The 15,978-nt window shown below is 72.9% G+C and carries 15 protein-coding genes and 1 tRNA gene; 9 read left to right on the top strand and 7 right to left on the bottom strand.

The features are described from left to right. Positions 1 to 40: 40 nt before the first annotated feature. Together AB0947_RS07925 and AB0947_RS07920 are read left to right on the top strand one after the other, a co-directional pair. A complete protein-coding gene (locus AB0947_RS07925; protein WP_366749392.1) occupies positions 41 to 2,503 on the top strand; it encodes a phosphoribosyltransferase in 2,463 nt (820 codons plus the stop codon). Further along, positions 2,503 to 3,318 carry an HAD family hydrolase gene (locus AB0947_RS07920; RefSeq protein ID WP_366749391.1) on the top strand — a complete coding sequence of 272 codons (816 nt, stop codon included), beginning with the start codon at positions 2,503 to 2,505 and terminating at the stop codon, positions 3,316 to 3,318. Before AB0947_RS07925 ends, AB0947_RS07920 begins: the two co-directional genes overlap by 1 nt. 41 nt (positions 3,319 to 3,359) lie before the next feature. Here the strand turns inward: AB0947_RS07920 and AB0947_RS07915 are convergent, their stop codons facing one another. Continuing rightward, positions 3,360 to 3,581 carry a zinc ribbon domain-containing protein gene (locus AB0947_RS07915; RefSeq protein ID WP_366749390.1) on the bottom strand — a complete coding sequence of 74 codons (222 nt, stop codon included), beginning with the start codon at positions 3,579 to 3,581 and terminating at the stop codon, positions 3,360 to 3,362. Positions 3,582 to 3,790: 209 nt separating this feature from the next. On the opposite strand from AB0947_RS07915, the gene AB0947_RS07910 reads away from it, so the two are divergent. The 3 genes from AB0947_RS07910 to AB0947_RS07900 all read left to right on the top strand — a co-directional run bounded on the left by AB0947_RS07910 (position 3,791) and on the right by AB0947_RS07900 (position 8,616). Then, positions 3,791 to 5,986 carry a transglycosylase domain-containing protein gene (locus AB0947_RS07910; RefSeq protein WP_366749576.1) on the top strand — a complete coding sequence of 732 codons (2,196 nt, stop codon included), beginning with the start codon at positions 3,791 to 3,793 and terminating at the stop codon, positions 5,984 to 5,986. Between the two features lie 43 nt (positions 5,987 to 6,029). Further along, the gene (locus tag AB0947_RS07905) at positions 6,030 to 7,325 is read left to right on the top strand and encodes a hypothetical protein (RefSeq protein WP_366749389.1); all 1,296 of its coding nucleotides are present in this window, start codon (positions 6,030 to 6,032) and stop codon (positions 7,323 to 7,325) included. 187 nt (positions 7,326 to 7,512) lie between these two features. Next, the gene (locus AB0947_RS07900) at positions 7,513 to 8,616 is read left to right on the top strand and encodes an amidase domain-containing protein (RefSeq protein ID WP_366749575.1); all 1,104 of its coding nucleotides are present in this window, start codon (positions 7,513 to 7,515) and stop codon (positions 8,614 to 8,616) included. Here AB0947_RS07900 and AB0947_RS07895 read toward each other — a convergent pair. The 3 genes from AB0947_RS07895 to AB0947_RS07885 all read right to left on the bottom strand — a co-directional run bounded on the left by AB0947_RS07895 (position 8,604) and on the right by AB0947_RS07885 (position 11,555). After that, entirely contained in the window at positions 8,604 to 9,236 is a 633-nt protein-coding gene (locus AB0947_RS07895; RefSeq protein ID WP_366749388.1) for a DUF4383 domain-containing protein, read from the bottom strand. The two genes, AB0947_RS07900 and AB0947_RS07895, sit on opposite strands and share 13 nt — an antisense overlap. Before the next feature lie 79 nt (positions 9,237 to 9,315). Then, the gene (locus AB0947_RS07890) at positions 9,316 to 10,710 is read right to left on the bottom strand and encodes a hypothetical protein (RefSeq protein ID WP_366749387.1); all 1,395 of its coding nucleotides are present in this window, start codon (positions 10,708 to 10,710) and stop codon (positions 9,316 to 9,318) included. A 74-nt stretch (positions 10,711 to 10,784) separates the two neighbouring features. After that, positions 10,785 to 11,555 (bottom strand): DUF4097 family beta strand repeat-containing protein, encoded by a 771-nt coding sequence (locus tag AB0947_RS07885; RefSeq protein WP_366749386.1) that lies wholly within the window; start codon positions 11,553 to 11,555, stop codon positions 10,785 to 10,787. Between the two features lie 224 nt (positions 11,556 to 11,779). Here AB0947_RS07885 and AB0947_RS07880 point away from each other — a divergent pair. Then, a tRNA-Val gene (locus AB0947_RS07880) sits at positions 11,780 to 11,851 on the top strand. 46 nt (positions 11,852 to 11,897) lie between these two features. Here the strand turns inward: AB0947_RS07880 and AB0947_RS07875 are convergent. Together AB0947_RS07875 and AB0947_RS07870 are read right to left on the bottom strand one after the other, a co-directional pair. Next, positions 11,898 to 12,239, bottom strand: coding sequence for a hypothetical protein (locus tag AB0947_RS07875; RefSeq protein WP_366749385.1), 342 nt, complete (start codon positions 12,237 to 12,239; stop codon positions 11,898 to 11,900). Between the two features lie 113 nt (positions 12,240 to 12,352). Next, entirely contained in the window at positions 12,353 to 13,261 is a 909-nt protein-coding gene (locus AB0947_RS07870) for a 2-dehydropantoate 2-reductase (protein WP_366749384.1), read from the bottom strand. A gap of 92 nt (positions 13,262 to 13,353) precedes the next feature. On the opposite strand from AB0947_RS07870, the gene AB0947_RS07865 reads away from it, so the two are divergent. From AB0947_RS07865 to AB0947_RS07855, 3 genes are all read left to right on the top strand, one after another. Then, positions 13,354 to 13,584 carry a DUF2277 domain-containing protein gene (locus AB0947_RS07865; RefSeq protein ID WP_366749383.1) on the top strand — a complete coding sequence of 77 codons (231 nt, stop codon included), beginning with the start codon at positions 13,354 to 13,356 and terminating at the stop codon, positions 13,582 to 13,584. 456 nt (positions 13,585 to 14,040) lie between these two features. After that, positions 14,041 to 14,496, top strand: coding sequence for a DoxX family protein (locus tag AB0947_RS07860; RefSeq protein ID WP_366749382.1), 456 nt, complete (start codon positions 14,041 to 14,043; stop codon positions 14,494 to 14,496). A 180-nt stretch (positions 14,497 to 14,676) separates the two neighbouring features. After that, positions 14,677 to 15,288: a VTT domain-containing protein gene (locus AB0947_RS07855; RefSeq protein WP_366749574.1), complete on the top strand. Its 612-nt coding sequence runs from the start codon at positions 14,677 to 14,679 to the stop codon at positions 15,286 to 15,288. Positions 15,289 to 15,319: 31 nt separating this feature from the next. Here the strand turns inward: AB0947_RS07855 and AB0947_RS07850 are convergent, their stop codons facing one another. After that, on the bottom strand, positions 15,320 to 15,964 hold the full coding sequence (locus AB0947_RS07850) for an HNH endonuclease family protein (protein ID WP_366749381.1): 645 nt from the start codon (positions 15,962 to 15,964) through the stop codon (positions 15,320 to 15,322). Positions 15,965 to 15,978 lie beyond the last annotated feature (14 nt).

The following is a 15,978-nucleotide window of genomic DNA, read 5'->3' as shown; positions in this document are numbered from 1 at the left end:
CTTCACCTCAACCCTCCACCTCCGCCTCTCCAAGGAACGAATGAACAACGCAGTGAACGACGGGGTCTGGTCCGGCAGCTGGGTCGCCGAGCGGCTCGGGGTCGGACTCGTGGGCGACGACGGCCTGCCGGACCTGTTCGGGCTCGCGCTGCGGCGCAACCCCAAGCGGGCGCACCTGCTGGTCTCGAACGTCCTCGGCAAGCACGTCCCCCAGTCGCCGGCCGTGGTGTACGAGTACGGCTTCCACCTGGGCCGGCGGGTCGCCGCGCTGCTCGGCGGGGAAGGGGCCGGGGCCGTCGTCCTCGGCTACGCGGAGACCGCGACGGGGCTGGGGCACGCGGTCGCCGACGGGCTCGGCGCGGTGCCGTACCTGCACTCCACGCGGCGGCCGGTGCCCGGGGTCGCCCCCGCGGGCGGCTTCGAGGAGTCGCACTCGCACGCCACGTCGCACCTCCTGCTGCCGGAAGACCCCGCCCTGCTGGCCGGGGACGGACCGCTGGTGCTGGTGGACGACGAGTTCTCCACCGGCAACACCGTGCTGAACACCGTCCGGGACCTGCACGCACGGTATCCGCGCGGGCGGTACGTGGTGGTCGCCCTGGTCGACATGCGGTCGGCCGGGGACACGGCCCGCCTCCAGCGGTTCGCGGAGGAGATCGGCGCCCGGGTCGACGTGATCGCCGCCGCGTCCGGGACCGTACGGCTGCCGGAGGGCGTGCTGGAGAAGGGGCAGCGGCTGGTCGCGGAACGCGAGGCCGCCGGGCACGGGAGCGACGGGGGAGCCCGCGCCCCCGGAGGGACGCCACGGCCGGGGCCCGTCGCCCAGGTCGACCTGCACTGGCCCCCCGGGCTCCCCGACGGCGGACGGCACGGCTTCACCCCCGGCCACCGCGCCCGGCTCGAAGCGGCGCTGCCCGCCATGGCCGGGCGAATACGCGCGGCCCTGCCCGCCGGCGCCCGGCGCGTTCTGGTGCTCGGCTTCGAGGAGCTGATGTACGCCCCGCTGCGGCTCGCCCGCGAGCTGGAGCGGGCGGTGGACGCCGAGGTGCGGTTCTCCACCACCACCCGGTCGCCCGTGCTCGCGGTCGACGACCCCGGCTACGCCATCCGCAGCCGCCTGGTCTTCCCGGCCCACGACGACCCGGCCGACGGCCCCGGCGAACGGTACGCCTACAACGTGGCCGGCGCCGGCTTCGACGCCGTCGTCGCCGTGGTCGACTCCGCCGCCGACACTCCCGCCCTGCACGCGCCGGACGGTCTGCTGGCCGCCCTCGCCGCGCACGTCCCGCACGTCCTGCTCGCGGTCGTCCCCTCCTACGTCCCGCACGCTCCCGAAAGGCCGGCCATGCTGCCCGAGCCCCTCCGCGGCCCCGCGTTCTCCTCGTACGCGCCGGAGGAGGTCGGCTGGCTGCTCCAGGACCTGTCCGACGTGCCCCTGGAGGCGCCGACGGAGGAGCGCGAGGAGGCCGTCCAGCGCGGCGGCGCCCACTACGCCGAGTCACTGCCGGTGGAGTACCAGCCGAGCGCGCGGTACCAGGAGCTGTTCCACGCGGCCCTGGACGCCTCCGCCGCCCGCCTCGCGCGGGCCGTCGGTGTCGTGACCGAGGCCGTCCTCACCGAGCGCTCGCCCCGCCCGGTGCTCGTCTCCCTGGCCCGCGCAGGCACCCCCGTCGGCATCCTGATGCGCCGCTGGGCCCGCTTCCGGCACGGTCTCGACCTGCCGCACTACGCCGTGTCGATCGTGCGCGGCCGGGGCATCGACGCCAACGCGCTGCGCTGGCTGGCCGCCCACCACGACCCCCGGGACGTCGTGTTCGTCGACGGCTGGACCGGCAAGGGCGCGATCACCCGCGAACTCGCCGAGGCGGTCGAGGAGTTCGAGCGGAAGGAGGGCATCAGCGGTTTCGACCCGGAGATCGCCGTCCTCGCCGACCCCGGCTCCTGCGTACGCACCTACGGCACCCGCGAGGACTTCCTCATCCCCTCCGCGTGCCTCAACTCGACCGTCTCCGGGCTGATCTCCCGCACGGTGCTGCGCGCCGACCTGGTCGGCCCGCACGACTTCCACGGCGCCAAGTTCTACCGCGAACTCGCGGGCGCGGACGTCTCGGTGGCCTTCCTCGACGCCGTCGCCGCCCGCTTCCCCGAGGTGGCCGACGGCGTGGACGGCGCGGTGAAGGAGCTGTCGGCCGCGGACCGGACCCCGACCTGGGCGGGCTGGCGGGCGGTCGAGCGGATCAGCGAGGAGTACGGCATCCACGACGTCAACCTGGTCAAGCCCGGCGTCGGCGAGACCACCCGGGTGCTGCTGCGCCGGGTGCCGTGGAAGATCCTGGCGCGGGCGGGGGCGGGCGACGACCTGGCCCATGTGCGGCTGCTCGCCGAGCAGCGCGGGGTGCCGGTGGAGGAGGTGGACGACCTGCCGTACACCTGCGTCGGGCTGATCCACCCCCGGTACACGCGGGGCGCCACCGGCGCCGACGGCAAGGCGGTGAACGTCTGATGCCGGTGCTGGTGGCGAGCGACCTCGACCGCACGCTGATCTACTCCTCGGCGGCCCTGGCGCTGACCATGCCGGACCCGCGGGCGCCCCGGCTGCTGTGCGTGGAGGTGCACGAGGCCAAGCCGCTGTCCTTCATGACCGAGACCGCGGCCCAGCTGCTCACCGACCTCGGTGACACGGCCGTGTTCGTGCCGACGACGACCCGGACGCGAAAGCAGTACCAGCGGATCAATCTGCCGGGGCCGCCGCCGGCCTACGCGATCTGCGCCAACGGGGGCCATCTGCTGGTCGACGGGGTCACCGACGCGGATTGGCACGCGGGCGTCCAGGCGCGGCTCGCCGAGGAGTGCGCGCCGCTCGCGGAGGTCAGCGAGCATCTGCTGCGGTCCGCCGACCCGGTGTGGGTGCGCAAGCACCGGATCGCCGAGGACCTGTTCGCCTACCTCGTGGTGGAGCGTGACCTGCTGCCCGGGGACTGGGTGAAGGAGCTCGCGGTGTGGGCGGAGAACCGGGGCTGGACGGTCTCCCTGCAGGGCCGCAAGATCTACGCCGTGCCGAAGCCGCTCACCAAGAGCGCGGCCGTGCGCGAGGTGGTCCGGCGCACCGGCGCGGAGCTGACGCTGGCCGCGGGGGACTCCCTGCTCGACGCCGACCTGCTGCTGGCCGCCGACCGGGGCTGGCGCCCCGGCCACGGCGAACTCGCCGACACCGACTGGACGGCCCCGCGGATCAGCGCCCTGCCGGAACGCGGCGTCCTGGCGGGGGAGCGGATCCTGCGGGAGTTCGTGAAGGCGACCCGCACGGCAACCCCTTAGGGGCGCGGGGCCGCATCGATGTGCGGCCCCGCCGCAGGCGGCTAACCGCAGCACCCGCCACCGCAGCACCCGCCCCCGCCGGCCCTCGGCGAAGGCGCAGCCGCGGACGTGTTGTTCGACACGCCTACCGCCACCGTCGACAGGAGCTTCACCGTGTCGTCGTGCCCCGCGGGGCACGATGCGGGGGCGGCGGACTGCGCCATGGGCCGGCTGAGTTCGAACGTGTCGCCGCAGGTCCGGCAGCGGTACTCGTAACGAGGCATGGCCCCAGGTTAGCCGTCGGGGCCCGGCCGGGGGCGCCTCAATGTTTCATGAGTGTTGCTTTCTATCCGGCCTATGTGCGGGGCATTCGAAAACGTTACTGATAATTTGTGAACGCCGTTGCGAGGATGTCAGCTCACCCGCGCGAGCAAGACCGAGTGCGGAGGGAGACGCAGGCGTGACCAATGCGTCGCAGGGGGAGGACGGCCCCATGGGGGGTGGCCGTGGCGAGGAGCCGTTGGACGCCGATGAGACGCTGCACCTGAGAGTCGACGCCCTCAGGGCCGACCAGACCATGCAGTTGCGCGTGCCCCCGCCACCGGAGCCGCCCGCTCCGGGCGGCGGCCGGGCCGAACGCCGGCGTGACGCGCGCGCGGCCGGACGGGAGCGCCCCACGCCCGCGAGCGCGGCCCTGGGCGCCGTCGTCCGGCTGCTCGCCCCGCTGGCCCCGTACGCGCGCCGGATAACCCCCTACGCGCGCCGCCTGAAGCCGGTGTACCCGCGCCCCGGGCGTACCGGCTGGCGCCGCTGGATACCCTCCTGGCGCCAGTGGATCGGCGCCACCCTGACCTCGTTCGGCCTGCTCAGCGCCTTCCTCGTCACCGCGTACGCGATGACGGACATACCGGAGAACCTCAACTCGTACGCCACCCAGCAGGACAACGTCTACTTCTGGTCCGACGGCACGCCCATGGCCCGTACGGGCTGGGTGCAGCGGCAGGCGATGCCGCTGAAGGACATCCCTCCCGACGTCCGCTGGGCGGTGCTCGCGGCGGAGAACGAGAGCTTCTACTCGGACCCGGGCATATCCGCCAGGGGCATCACCCGGGCCGTGTTCCGCACCCTGGGACAGGGGGACACCGAGGGCGGATCGACCATCACCCAGCAATACGTCAAGAATGTCTATCTGACGCAGAACCAGACGATCAGCCGCAAATTCACCGAAGCGATGATCGCGCTCAAGCTCGACAACAGGATGAGCAAGGACCAGATCCTGGAGGGCTATCTCAACACCAGCTGGTTCGGCCGCGGCAGCTACGGCATCCAGCGCGCCGCCCAGGCGTACTACGGCAAGGACGTCGGCGACCTCGACGCCTCCGAGGCGGCCATGCTCGCCGGGCTGCTCAAGGGCGCCGGCCTGTTCGACCCCACGCTCAGCAAGGCCAACCACGCGCGGGCCGTCGAGCGCTGGTCCTGGATCCTCGACCGCATGGTCAAGATCGGCAAGCTGTCGCCGCGGGAACGGGCGAAGTACACCGAGTTCCCCGAGCCGCTGAAGAGCAACCCGCTGTACAACACCGGTGCGCAGAGCGACTACCTGGTGGAGCTGGCCTCGCAGTACGCCAAGAAGTCCGGCCACCTGACGGACAAGCAGTTCGACCTGGGCGGCTACCAGATCTACACGACCTTCGACCGCAAGCGGGAGAAGGCGCTCACCGACGCCGTCACCAAGACCCGCAAGCAGGCCGGGCGGGACAATCCGGCGGCGGCGAAGAACGGCCACTACGGCGCCGCCTCGGTGGCGGCGGACGGCCGGATCCTCGCCGTCTACGGCGGCCCCGACCACCGCACCCAGGGCTACAACGAGTCCAACGCGACCACCGTCCCGGCCGGCACCGCGTTCACGCCGTTCGTCTACGCCGCCGGACTCGAACACGGCGTGCACAAGACGCGCGGCGGACCCGCCACCCCCGTGACCCCGGACAGCGTCTACGACGGCGACGACGGCGTGCCCGTCACCACTCCCGAGGGGCCGTACTGGGACCGCAGCGGCAAGAAGGTCGCCGCGCACAACGACGGCGGCCGGTCGTACGGGGACATCAGCCTGCGCGAGGCCGTGGCCCGGTCCGTGAACACGCCGTTCATGCAGCTCGGCATGGACACCGGCCTGGACAGGGTGCGCCAGACCGCCGTGGCGTCCGGGCTGCTGTCCTCCAGCATGGGCCCCCAGGTCCCGGCCCTGTCGATGGGGAACTCCACGCCCAGCGCGATCCGGATGGCCAGCGGCTACGCGACCTTCGCCGCCGGCGGCAACCACACCGAGCCGTACTCGGTGCGCCGGATCACCCGCAACGGCTCCCCGGTCGCTCTGGCCACCCCGCGCCCGAAGCGCGCGGTCGGCGCCGAGGTGGCCCGGCAGGTCACGGAGGCGCTCGGCGACTCCTTCCGCACCGCCCATCCCGAGGCGGCGGCCGGCCGGACGGGGGTGTCCGGGAAGGCCGGCACCACCGAGAAGGACACCGCCGCCTGGTACGTCGGCACGGCCGACTCCGTGTCCACCGCGATCGTCGTCTACCGGATCGACCTGGCCAAGTCCCTGGAGCCACTGCCGCTCAAGGGCCTGGCCGGCACGTCCGCCCACAGCGTCCCGTATGCCCTCTGGTCGGCAGCGACGGGTCTCGGCTGAGCCGGGGCCCGTACACCCTCCCCTTCCGCAGAATGAGCCGCGCATGCCCCGCAAGATGTCGTCGTCAGGCCGCCGTCGAGCCCCCCGCAGCCGCAGTGTGCCCCGCGCCACGCGGCCGCAGGTCCTGACTCTGGCCGCCCTCCTCGTCGTCGCCTCGCTGGTCGCCGGGTTCCTGGCGCTGTCCGGCACGGACGGCAACAGCACCCCGGCCGCCGCGGCCGGCAAGAGACAGAAGAGCGCGCCGAAGGCCAGCCCGACCCCCGAGTGGGACGGCACGACCAAGGTGCTCGGGGACGGCTCGACCTCCTACACCGGGCCGCAGAAGGGGCAGTTGAAGCCGGTGCCGCTCAAGCCCGGTGAGAAACCACCGCAGTTCGTGGTCTTCTCCTGGGACGGCGCGCTGGAGGGCAGCGACCACCTGTTCTCGCACTACCGGGAGCTGGCCAAGGAGTACGACGCCCACATGACCTTCTTCCTCACCGGCATCTACCTGCTGCCCAAGAGCAAGAAGTCGCTGTACCACGGCCCCATGCACTCCCCGGGCGACGCCGCCATCGACTACGCCACCGACGACCACATCCGCACCACGGTGGAGCAGCTCGGCAAGGCGTACGAGGACGGCAACGAGATCGGCACCCACTTCAACGGCCACTTCTGCGGGGCCAAGGGCGGCGGCGACTGGAGCGTTGAGGAGTGGAAGAGCGAGATCGACCAGTTCTACTCCTTCGTGGAGCACTGGAAGACCAACACCGGCTTCAAGGACCTCGCGCCGCTGCCCTTCGACTTCAGGAAGGAGGTCACCGGCGGCCGGGCGCCCTGCCTGGAGGGGCAGCCGAACCTGCTGAAGGCCATGAAGAGCTACGGCTGGCGCTACGACGCCAGTTCGCCGGGCGACTTCCAGATATGGCCGTCGAAGAAGAAGGGCATATGGGACTTCCCGCTGCAGATGCTGCCGTACGAGAGCGGCAAGTACCAGGGCCTGTCCATGGACTTCAACTTCCTGTACAACCAGTCCGAGGGTGAGACCCAGGGCGACCCGGCCAAGTTCCCCCAGTGGGAACAGCAGACCGTCGACTCCTACATGGCCGGCTTCAACCGGGTGTACTACGGCAGCCGGGCCCCGCTGTTCATCGGCAACCACTTCGAGGACTGGAACGGTGGCATCTACATGAAGTCCATCGACCAGGTGGTCAAGAACGTCTGCACCAAGAAGGGCGTCAAGTGCGTGTCCTTCAAGGAGCTGGCCGACTGGCTCGACGCGCAGAAGCCGCAGACCCTGGCCGCCCTGCGCAGCCTCGACCCGGCCCAGTCGCCGGACTGGTCGGCGGTCGTCAAGTGACCGGCGCGCGCCGGGGATTCCACTTGTGCAACCCCCTTCACAACCGACGCGCACGGCGTGCGAAGATGCCCCTCGCCCGGTAGGTGTACCGGCGTAGAGGGGAACATCATTGAAATCTAGAAGACTGAGCCGTGGGCGGCGCCGCACGGCCATAGTCACCGCCGCGGCCGCCTCGGTGGTCGCCGGCGTGGCACTGGTGCCCAACTGGAGCGCGGGTGCGGCGGTGACCGACGACCCGACGGTGGACGCGGCGACCAAGGCGACCTTCCAGCGGCTGGCCGACGCGGTCTTCACCGACCGCACGCAGGCCCTCGTGCAGGGCGCCGGCAAGGCGGAGACCCGGCACACGTCCGGCTTCTCCGGTTCCGTGCGCCTGTCCGGCGGGCAGACCCGCCAGGAGAAGTCCGCGCTGGACGAGCTGCGCGACCGCCGCGGCCGGCTGGCCCGGCTGGGCGAGACGTACCGCGCGGGCAGCACCAAGGTGACGCTCGACGCGACCCGGGTGAAGGGCCGGCACGCCGAGGCCGCCGTCACCGAGACCACGTCGCTGACCTACGACAAGGCCACCGTGAAGGGACCGAAGTCGACCGGCTTCCAGGCCCACCACGAGCTGACCTTCGAGGCCGACCGCAAGGGCACCTGGCGGCTCACCGGCATCCGGGACACCGACGACGGCTACCTCGCGGTGAACCAGGTCGCCAAGCCCGCCGTCACCTCGGTGAAGACCGCCACCGCGGACGACGGCCCGCCCTCCGCGGCCCGCGCCGCCACGACCTGGCCCGCGCCGGTCAACAAGAAGAACTTCTCCGCGACCGGCTACGACTACAAGGCCATGGTCGCGTACGCGCAGAAGTACTGGAACTCGTACAACCCGGCCTACCCGGACTTCAACGGGCAGGGCGCCGGCGGCGACTGCACCAACTTCGTCAGCCAGGTCCTGAAGGCCGGCGGCTGGAAGCACGTGCCCGGCTACACGTACGACTGGAAGAAGTGGTTCGGCACCGCCGACATCCAGTCGGACTCGTTCGTCGGCGTCAACGAGTTCTCCTGGTTCGCCCTGTCCTCCCAGCGCGCCACCAGCCTCGCCAACGTCTACCAGATGGACCTCGGCGACGTGCTGCAGATGGACTTCAACCGGGACGGGTCCAAGGACCACTCGATGATCGTCACGTACCGGGACAGCCGGGGCGTGCCGTACGTGAGCTACCACTCGACCAACACGTACAACCGGTCGGTGGCCAGCCTCGTCGCCTCGTACCCGAACGCGGCGTTCTACGCCTACAGGACCTGACCCGGTCCTGGCTGCCGAGGGCCCCGCTGCTCCCGCCCCTCCCGCCGCTCGTCCGGCGGACGCCGCTCCGGCGGCGTCAGCTGCTCGGGCCGCGCCCGCTGTTCCCGCGGAGGGGCGTCGGGGTGGCGGGCCCGCCAGTAGGGATTGTCGTGCGGCAGGTTGTGACCGACGCGGCCGTACATGCCGAACGTCATCAGCAGCAGGCCCACGATGAAGCTGAAGAAGACGTTCTGGATTTTGAACGCCAGGAAGTTGCTGCCGGTGTCCAGCAGGCCGAGGAACAGGAAGCCGTTCAGCAGGAACAGCACGCCGAGCACCATGTTCAGGGTCGACGCGAGGTTCCCGCCGATCACCATGCCGGCCAGCAGCACGGCGCCGATGCAGATCGACAGCACACTCAGCGCGCCGTTGGAGTTCAGCCCGGCGACCGTGTTGCCGCCGGTGTCGAAGAAGCCGATGCGGTTGATCAGGCCGAGGATCCCGAAGGCGACCAGGAATCCGCCGATGAGGCCGGCACCGATCCGGTAGACCTGGTTGAGCCGGTGATCGACGGGCAGATGGTCGTCCAGCCGGGGCCGTCGTTCCTCGGCCTTCCTCGTGTGCACCGCGTGTGTGGCCATGTCCGCCTCCCTCGGGCGCTAGCGGAGGCCATCCGTCCTCTTAATATCCGCTGCCGCACAGCACCCGGCAACACGCACGTCAGTGCCCGGCGCCGCGCTCCTCGCGGATCTGCGCCACCACCCGCGCCACCGTCTGCCGCACCCCTTCGGTCTCGGTGAGGAACTGCCAGTAGTCCGGGTGCCGCCCCTCCAGCGTGCCGACCGCCCGCTCCAGCCGGGCCACCGCGTCGTCCAGCGGCCGGGCGTGCCGCGGATCGGGGGTCGAACGGCCCGTCATCGCCAGCCGCTGGGCGTCCCGGATCGCGAACCGGGTGCGCTCGATCTCCGCCTGCGGGTCCTTCTGCACCGCGTTCAGCCGGCCCAGCCGGTCACCGGCGGCCGACACCGCCTCGTCGGTGGTGTTCAGCAGGGCCCGCACGGTCGCCAGCAGTGCGGTCGCGTCCGCCCAGCGCTGGGCGTCCCGCGCCGTCTGCGCCTCCCGGAGCTTCAGCTCGGCCTGCCGTACGTTCTGCGCGGCCTGGTCCGGCACGTGCTGGAGGTCCTGCCAGCAGGCGGCGGTGAAGCGGCGGCGCAGCTCGCTCAGCACCGGTTCCACCTGTCCGGCCCGCGTGGTCAGCGCCTCGGCCCTGGTACGCAGGCTCACCAGCCGGTGGTCGATCTCGGCCGCCCGCTCCGGCAGCCGCTCCGCCTCCGCGCGGATCGCCCCGGCCTCCCGCTGCACCCGCTCGGCCCGCTCCAGCGTCGCCTGCACCCCGTGCCGCCCGGCGCCCTGGTTCAGCTTGGTCAGCTCCGGCGACAGGGCCGCCAGCCGCGCGGCCAGCTCGTCGGCCCGCAGCGCGCGCTCCCGGACGGCGTCCAGGGCGTTGCTCGCCGCCAGCAGCGACTGCCGGGCCCGCTCCACGGCGGGCGCCAGCCGGGCCAGCTGCGTCTCCGCCTTGCCCAGCAGCGGCTCCAGCGAGCCGCCGAACCGGTCCAGTTCCTGCCGGACCCGGTCCAGTTCGTCCTTGGCCGCGGTCAGCTCGGCCCGCGCCCGCGCCGCCGCGCCGGCCTCCAGATCGTCCCGGTCCAGGTCGTGGGCGTCCACGGCCTGGATGTAGCGCCGGCTGACCTCGTCGATCCGCAGCCCGAGCGCCTCGAAGTCGGCCACGGCACGCCGGGCGGCGGGGGAGTCGTCCACCGCCGAGATGGTCTCCACCGAGATCCGCAGGTCCCGCTGCGCGGTGTCGAGTTCGTAGAACGCCGTCGCCGCCGCGTCCTTCGCGGCCTGCGCGTCGGCCCGGTGGCTCTCCGCCCGCCCGCCGAACCAGCGTCGGGTGCCGCCGCCGGCGAACGCGAGGGGCAGCGCGAGCGCGGCCAGCACCGGCAGGCCGAGCAGCGTGAGGGCGTCCCGCAGCGGGGTGGGGCCGCGCCGGGCCCGTGCGGTGGACGACGACGGGTACGGCTGGCTCGCTGGCGTGCCCGGTGTCGCCGTCACATCCCTCTCCCGTGCTGTGGTCCGCCCTGGGTGGTGCCATTCTCCCACCCGTTGAAGACGAACACACGGGCCGGTCAGTTCGCCGTGCGCACCGTGACTTTCCCGTCCTGGGTATGCGCCGACACGCGGTGCGGGCTGCTGTCGTCGCGGGGCACGGACACCGTCACCGACCCGTCGTCGGCCCCCGCCGACACCCGGTACGCGCCCTTGGGCAGGCCCACCGTCACCGGCCCGTCGTCGCTGCGGACGTCGGCCAGGTCCGGCGGACCGGTCAGCTCGACGTCCACGGAACCGTCGCCGGTGGCGGCCCTCACCCGGCGCGAGGAGACCACCGCGCGCACCGAGCCGTCGCCGGCGCGCAGGTCCAGCGGGCCGCTGGTGTCGGTGACGCGCACGGCGCCGTCGTCGACGTGGATGCTGACCGCGTCCCGGAATCCGGAGGCGCGCACGGCGCCGTCCTCGTTCACGACCCTGACGCCGACCCCGCGCGGCACCTCGATCCGGTGCCGGGCCGAGCAGTCGGCGATGAACCCGGAGCAGTGCACCCGCAGCACGAGCCGGTCGCCGTCCATGGACCAGCGCACCCCGGGCTCGCCGCCGGCCACCACGGACCCCTCGAACCAGCGGGTCACCTCGACCGTGCCGGTCCTCTGCCCCCGTACGGCGACGATCTCCAGCGCCGAGTCGTCGGAGTCGACGGTGAGGGTACGGCCGTGCAGGGCGAAGGAGCGGTGATCGGGATGGGTGTCGTCGCCGGCGGAGGCGCCGCAGGCGGTGAGCCCCGAGAGGAGCGCGCCGGCGAGCACGGCCGGCCGGGCGGCGCGGAACGAGTGCGAACGGACCATGTGATGTCTCCCCCTGAACCGGCCCTGCGGCGCGAACCGGTCTGATCCGGCGCGCGGGACCCGGCGCCGGTGCTGCTTCGGTCGCCGCCGACGCTAGGGCCCGCGGGCCCGCGCCGGCGATCCGGCGGCCTCCCGGACCGGGGTGGGGTTAACCCCCCTGTCCCGGCCCCCTGTCCGGGTTTGCAGGGCAGCCGCTCGGGCAATGTAGGCTGTCGGCCTGTCCCGGGTGCGTAGCTCAGGGGTAGAGCGCCTGCCTTACAAGCAGGATGTCGGCGGTTCGAAACCGTCCGCGCCCACCGGTCCGGCCCCTCGGAGCAGTCTCCGAGGGGCCGTTTCCTTGCCCTATTCCTCCTCCGCCGCCGTCTCGTGGGCGTGCTTGAGCCGGGAGCGGGCCTCCATGCGGTCCGCCGCCGCGACCTCCGCCCAGAAGCGGTGCGTGCTGACGAAGACCGCGAGTTCGTGCTCGCGCCGCCGCAGCTTCTCCACCTCGGCCTGCTCGTCCTCCGTCCAGCCGGGGGACGCGGGCCGCTCCACCTTGCGCCAGCCGGTGTCGTCACTGAAGCCGTCCATCGGCTCGACCGACCAGGGCAGCCGCTTGAGCAGGGCCGACAGCTCGGCCCGGACCTGATGCAGCTCCTCCTGACCGGCGAGGAGGTCACTGGGGAATTCATAGGTCGTAGCCACGCGGCAATGCTACGCCTGTTCGATTTACGGGTGCGAGGCTGTCCGCGAGGTCCGGGGGGAGGTTCAGCCGAACGGGTGGCGCGGGGCGGCGACGGCGGCGCGACCGCGCCGGGTCAGTGGGCGGAGCCTCGCAGCTCCCGGACCAGGCGGGCCGTCATCGGCACCGGCACCCCGTGCCGCTCGGCCGCGCGCAGCAACGCCCCGCCGATGGCGTCCAGCTCCAGCGGGCGGCCCGCCTCGGCGTCGCGCTGCATGGACGACTTCGCGGCGGGCGGGAAGGCGTCGTACCGGGCCAGGGCCAGGTCCGGGTCGGCCGGGGCGCCGCAGGCACGGCTGACCGCGGCGGTCTCCGCGACGAGCGCCTCCAGCTCCTGCCGGTGACGGGTGCGGGCCACGCCGAGCGGGACGCCGTACCGGGTGGTGAGCAGGGCGAACGGGGCGAGGAACGCCATCTTGGCCCACAGGGCCGCCGTCTCGTCCCCGGCCACGCGGGCGGTCGTACCGCAGGCGGTGAGGTGGGCGGCCAGCGCTTCGAGGCGGGCGCGGGGCACGGCGTCCCCGGCCAGGTCGATCTCCGTGAACGGGCTGCCGTGCTCGATCACGCCCGGGGCGGTCCGGGTGGACTCCACGCGGATCACGGCCGGGGCGACCCGGTCGGGATGGTAACGGGCGCGCAGGGCCGCGGGGTGTTCGACGCCGTTCAGCAGCGGTACGGCCAGGGCGTCGCCGAGGACGGCGGGCGGAACCCGGGTCAGAGCGGCGCCGAGCGCGGTGTGCTTCACGGTGATCAGGCAGGCGTCCACCGGCTCGCGTAGCTCGGTGTCCGCGTCGACGGCGGCCGTGAAGTCGCCGAACTGCGGGCTGCGGACCGTGATGCCGGTACGGCGCAGGGTGCCGGCCGTGGCCTCGCCGGCCAGGCAGATCACGCGGTGCCCGGAGCGGGACAGCAGGGCGGCGAGCAGGCCGCCGGTGCCGCCGGGGCCGAGGACGGCCACGGTGAGCGGTTGCGTCACGAACGTCATGGAATTGTCCTTCCGACGGTCGGCCCCGGGTGTCGGTGGCCGCCTTCGCGCAGATCATCGCAGGGCGCGGCGGGGTGCGCGAGACTGGCCGCATGTGCCGGAGCATCAAGACGCTGCGTCCGCCCGTGCTGCCCGGTGAGGCCACGGACGAGGACATCCACGCGGCCGCGTTGCAGTACGTGCGGAAGATCTCGGGTTTCCGGGCCCCCGCCGCCCACAACCGCGAGGCCTTCGACAAGGCGGTGCGAGCGGTGGCGCGGGCCACGGCGGAGCTGCTCGGGGAGCTGGAGGTGCGCGGGCAGTCGGCGCGGCGAGGGGGGTAGCCGCCCGGCGGCTGCAGGGGGAGCGGGGTCGGCGGGTCCGGGGCAGGGGCGGACCCGCCCGTCGGCGTGCCCGGATGTGACCACCGTCATGGAGGCGCGACCCCGTGTCATGGAGGCGCGACCCCGGAACCCGGCCGCACGCCGTGGACGGTTATGAGACAGGTGGGCCGGGCGTGGCGCGTGCGGCCGTACGGCGTGACGAGTCGTCAAAGAGGCACAGGTGTAAGGGCGTTGACGTCTGGGAAGTTCGCGGAAGACGCGCATCCGGTGACCGCTGCGGGCGTCCGGCCCGGCGCCGGGCCGTGCGCGGAGGCGTCACCACCGTGGCCGAATGTTGAACTTGCAAGCATTGATTAGGTCCCCCTAACCTGGGTGTTCCGTTCGGTACCGCCGCCCCCACGACCGGCCTTCTCCGTCCCCGGCCGGCCCGACCGTCACCGAAGAGGAGACTCCCCCATGTCCGCACGCCTCGATTCCGCTCGGCCCTATGTGATCGGGCTCTTCCGCATCGTCCTCGGCCTGCTCTTCGCGGCGCACGGCGCCGCGTCCCTGTTCGGCGTCCTCGGCGGCGCCGCCGGCAGCGACGGCGGCACCATCGCGGCCGGCACCTGGCCCGGCTGGTACGCGGCCGTGATCCAGCTGGTCGCCGGCGGCCTGGTGCTGCTCGGCCTCGGCACCCGCGCTGCCGCGCTGATCGCCTCCGGCTCGATGGCGTACGCCTACTTCGACGTCCACCAGCGGGCCGCCCTGTGGCCCATACAGAACGGCGGCGAGCTGTCGGTCCTGTTCTGCTGGGCGTTCCTCCTGCTGGTCTTCACCGGCTCGGGCGCCTTCGGCCTGGACCGGCTCCTCCCGCGCCGCGCGGCGCAGGACGGCGAGCGGGCGCCGGAGCAGTCCCCGGTGGCCGTCTGACGGCCGGTTCGGTGCGCGGCCCGGCGGTCCGGTCGGCAGCCGCCCGGCGGTGCGGCCGGCGTGCCGTCCGGCGGCTGCCGGTGAACGCTCCGTGATCGCCCCGCCAGCCCCCCGCGACCCTCCTGTCACACCCCCGGCGTACGCTGTATGGCTGTCAACGGGGGAGTGACGGGAGTCGTGGTGTTCGAGAGCGTGGGGTCGCTGGCGGCCGGGCCGTGGATCTATGCCGTGGTGGCCGTGTCGGTCCTGCTCGACGTGTTCCTGCCCGTCCTGCCCAGCGGCGTGCTCGTCATCACGGCCGGCACGGCGGCGGCGGCCGGTTCCGGCGCGGCCGGCCGGGTCCCGCACGAGGTGCCGGACATCCTGGCCCTGATCCTGTCCGCCGCGACCGCCTCCGTCCTCGGCGACCTGGTGGCGTACCGGCTGGCCTGGCGCGGCGGGGAGCGGCTGGACCGGGCGATAGCGCGCTCCCGGCGGCTGACCACCGCGCAGGAGCGGCTCGGTGACGCCCTGTCCCGGGGCGGCGGCGCGCTGGTCGTCCTCGCCCGCTTCGCCCCGGCCGGCCGCTCGGTCGTCTCCTTCTGCGCCGGCGCGGCCCACCGCCGCGTCCGCGACTTCCTGCCGTGGTCCGCCCTGGCCGGCCTGTCCTGGGCCGCCTACAGCGTGGCCCTCGGTTACTACGGCGCCCAGTGGCTGGGCGCGACCTGGCTGGCCACCGGCGTCTCGGTGGCGGCCCTGTTCGGCGCGGGCGCGGCGGCGGCCTTCCTGATGCGCCGCCGCCCGGTCTCCTGACCGCCCCGGGGGGCGCGGGCGGCGGCGGGGCTCAGCAGCCGGACAGGTAGTTCGTCAGCGCGCTCTTCTCGGCGGAGTCGACCGAGAGGTTGTAGTAGTACTTCACCTGCACCCAGGCCCGCACGTACGTGCACAGGTACGCCGACCGGGACGGCACCCAGGTGGCCGGGTCCTGGTCGCCCTTGGCCTGGTTGACGTTGTCGGTGACGGCGATCAGCTGGGGCCGGGTCAGGTCGTTCGCGAACGCCTGCCGCTGCGCGGTGGTCCACTTGCTCGCGCCGGAGTCCCACGCCTCCGCCAGCGGCACGAGGTGGTCGATGTCGAGGTCGGAGGCGGCGGTCCAGGTGGCGCCGTCGTACGGGGAGTACCAGCTCCCGCTGGTCGCGGCGCAGGAGGAGTCGGTCACGACGTTCGAGCCGTCCCGCTTGAGGACCGTCTCGCGGGTGTTGCAGGCGCCGCTGATGGTGATCCAGTGCGGGAAGAGGTCGCGGCTGTAGCCGGTGCGGTTCTCGGTGGCCACGGTGAGCTGGGAGAGGTAGCTGCGGGCGGTGGCGCCGCTGACCGGGGTGGGGAGGGCCGCGGAGGCGTCCGGGGAGTTGAACAGGGCGACGGAGGCGATCAGACCGGTAAGGGCCGCGAGTATGCTCGTCCGTCGACGCGCGTAGAACCTGGGCATGCGTGAACTCCCTT

The sequence above is a fragment of the Streptomyces sp. NPDC047841 genome (genome assembly GCF_040704085.1).
Lineage (GTDB): Bacteria > Actinomycetota > Actinomycetes > Streptomycetales > Streptomycetaceae > Streptomyces > Streptomyces argyrophylli.
The sequence above is the reverse complement of the archived record's forward strand: the minus strand, read 5'-3'. Positions and strand labels throughout refer to the sequence as shown.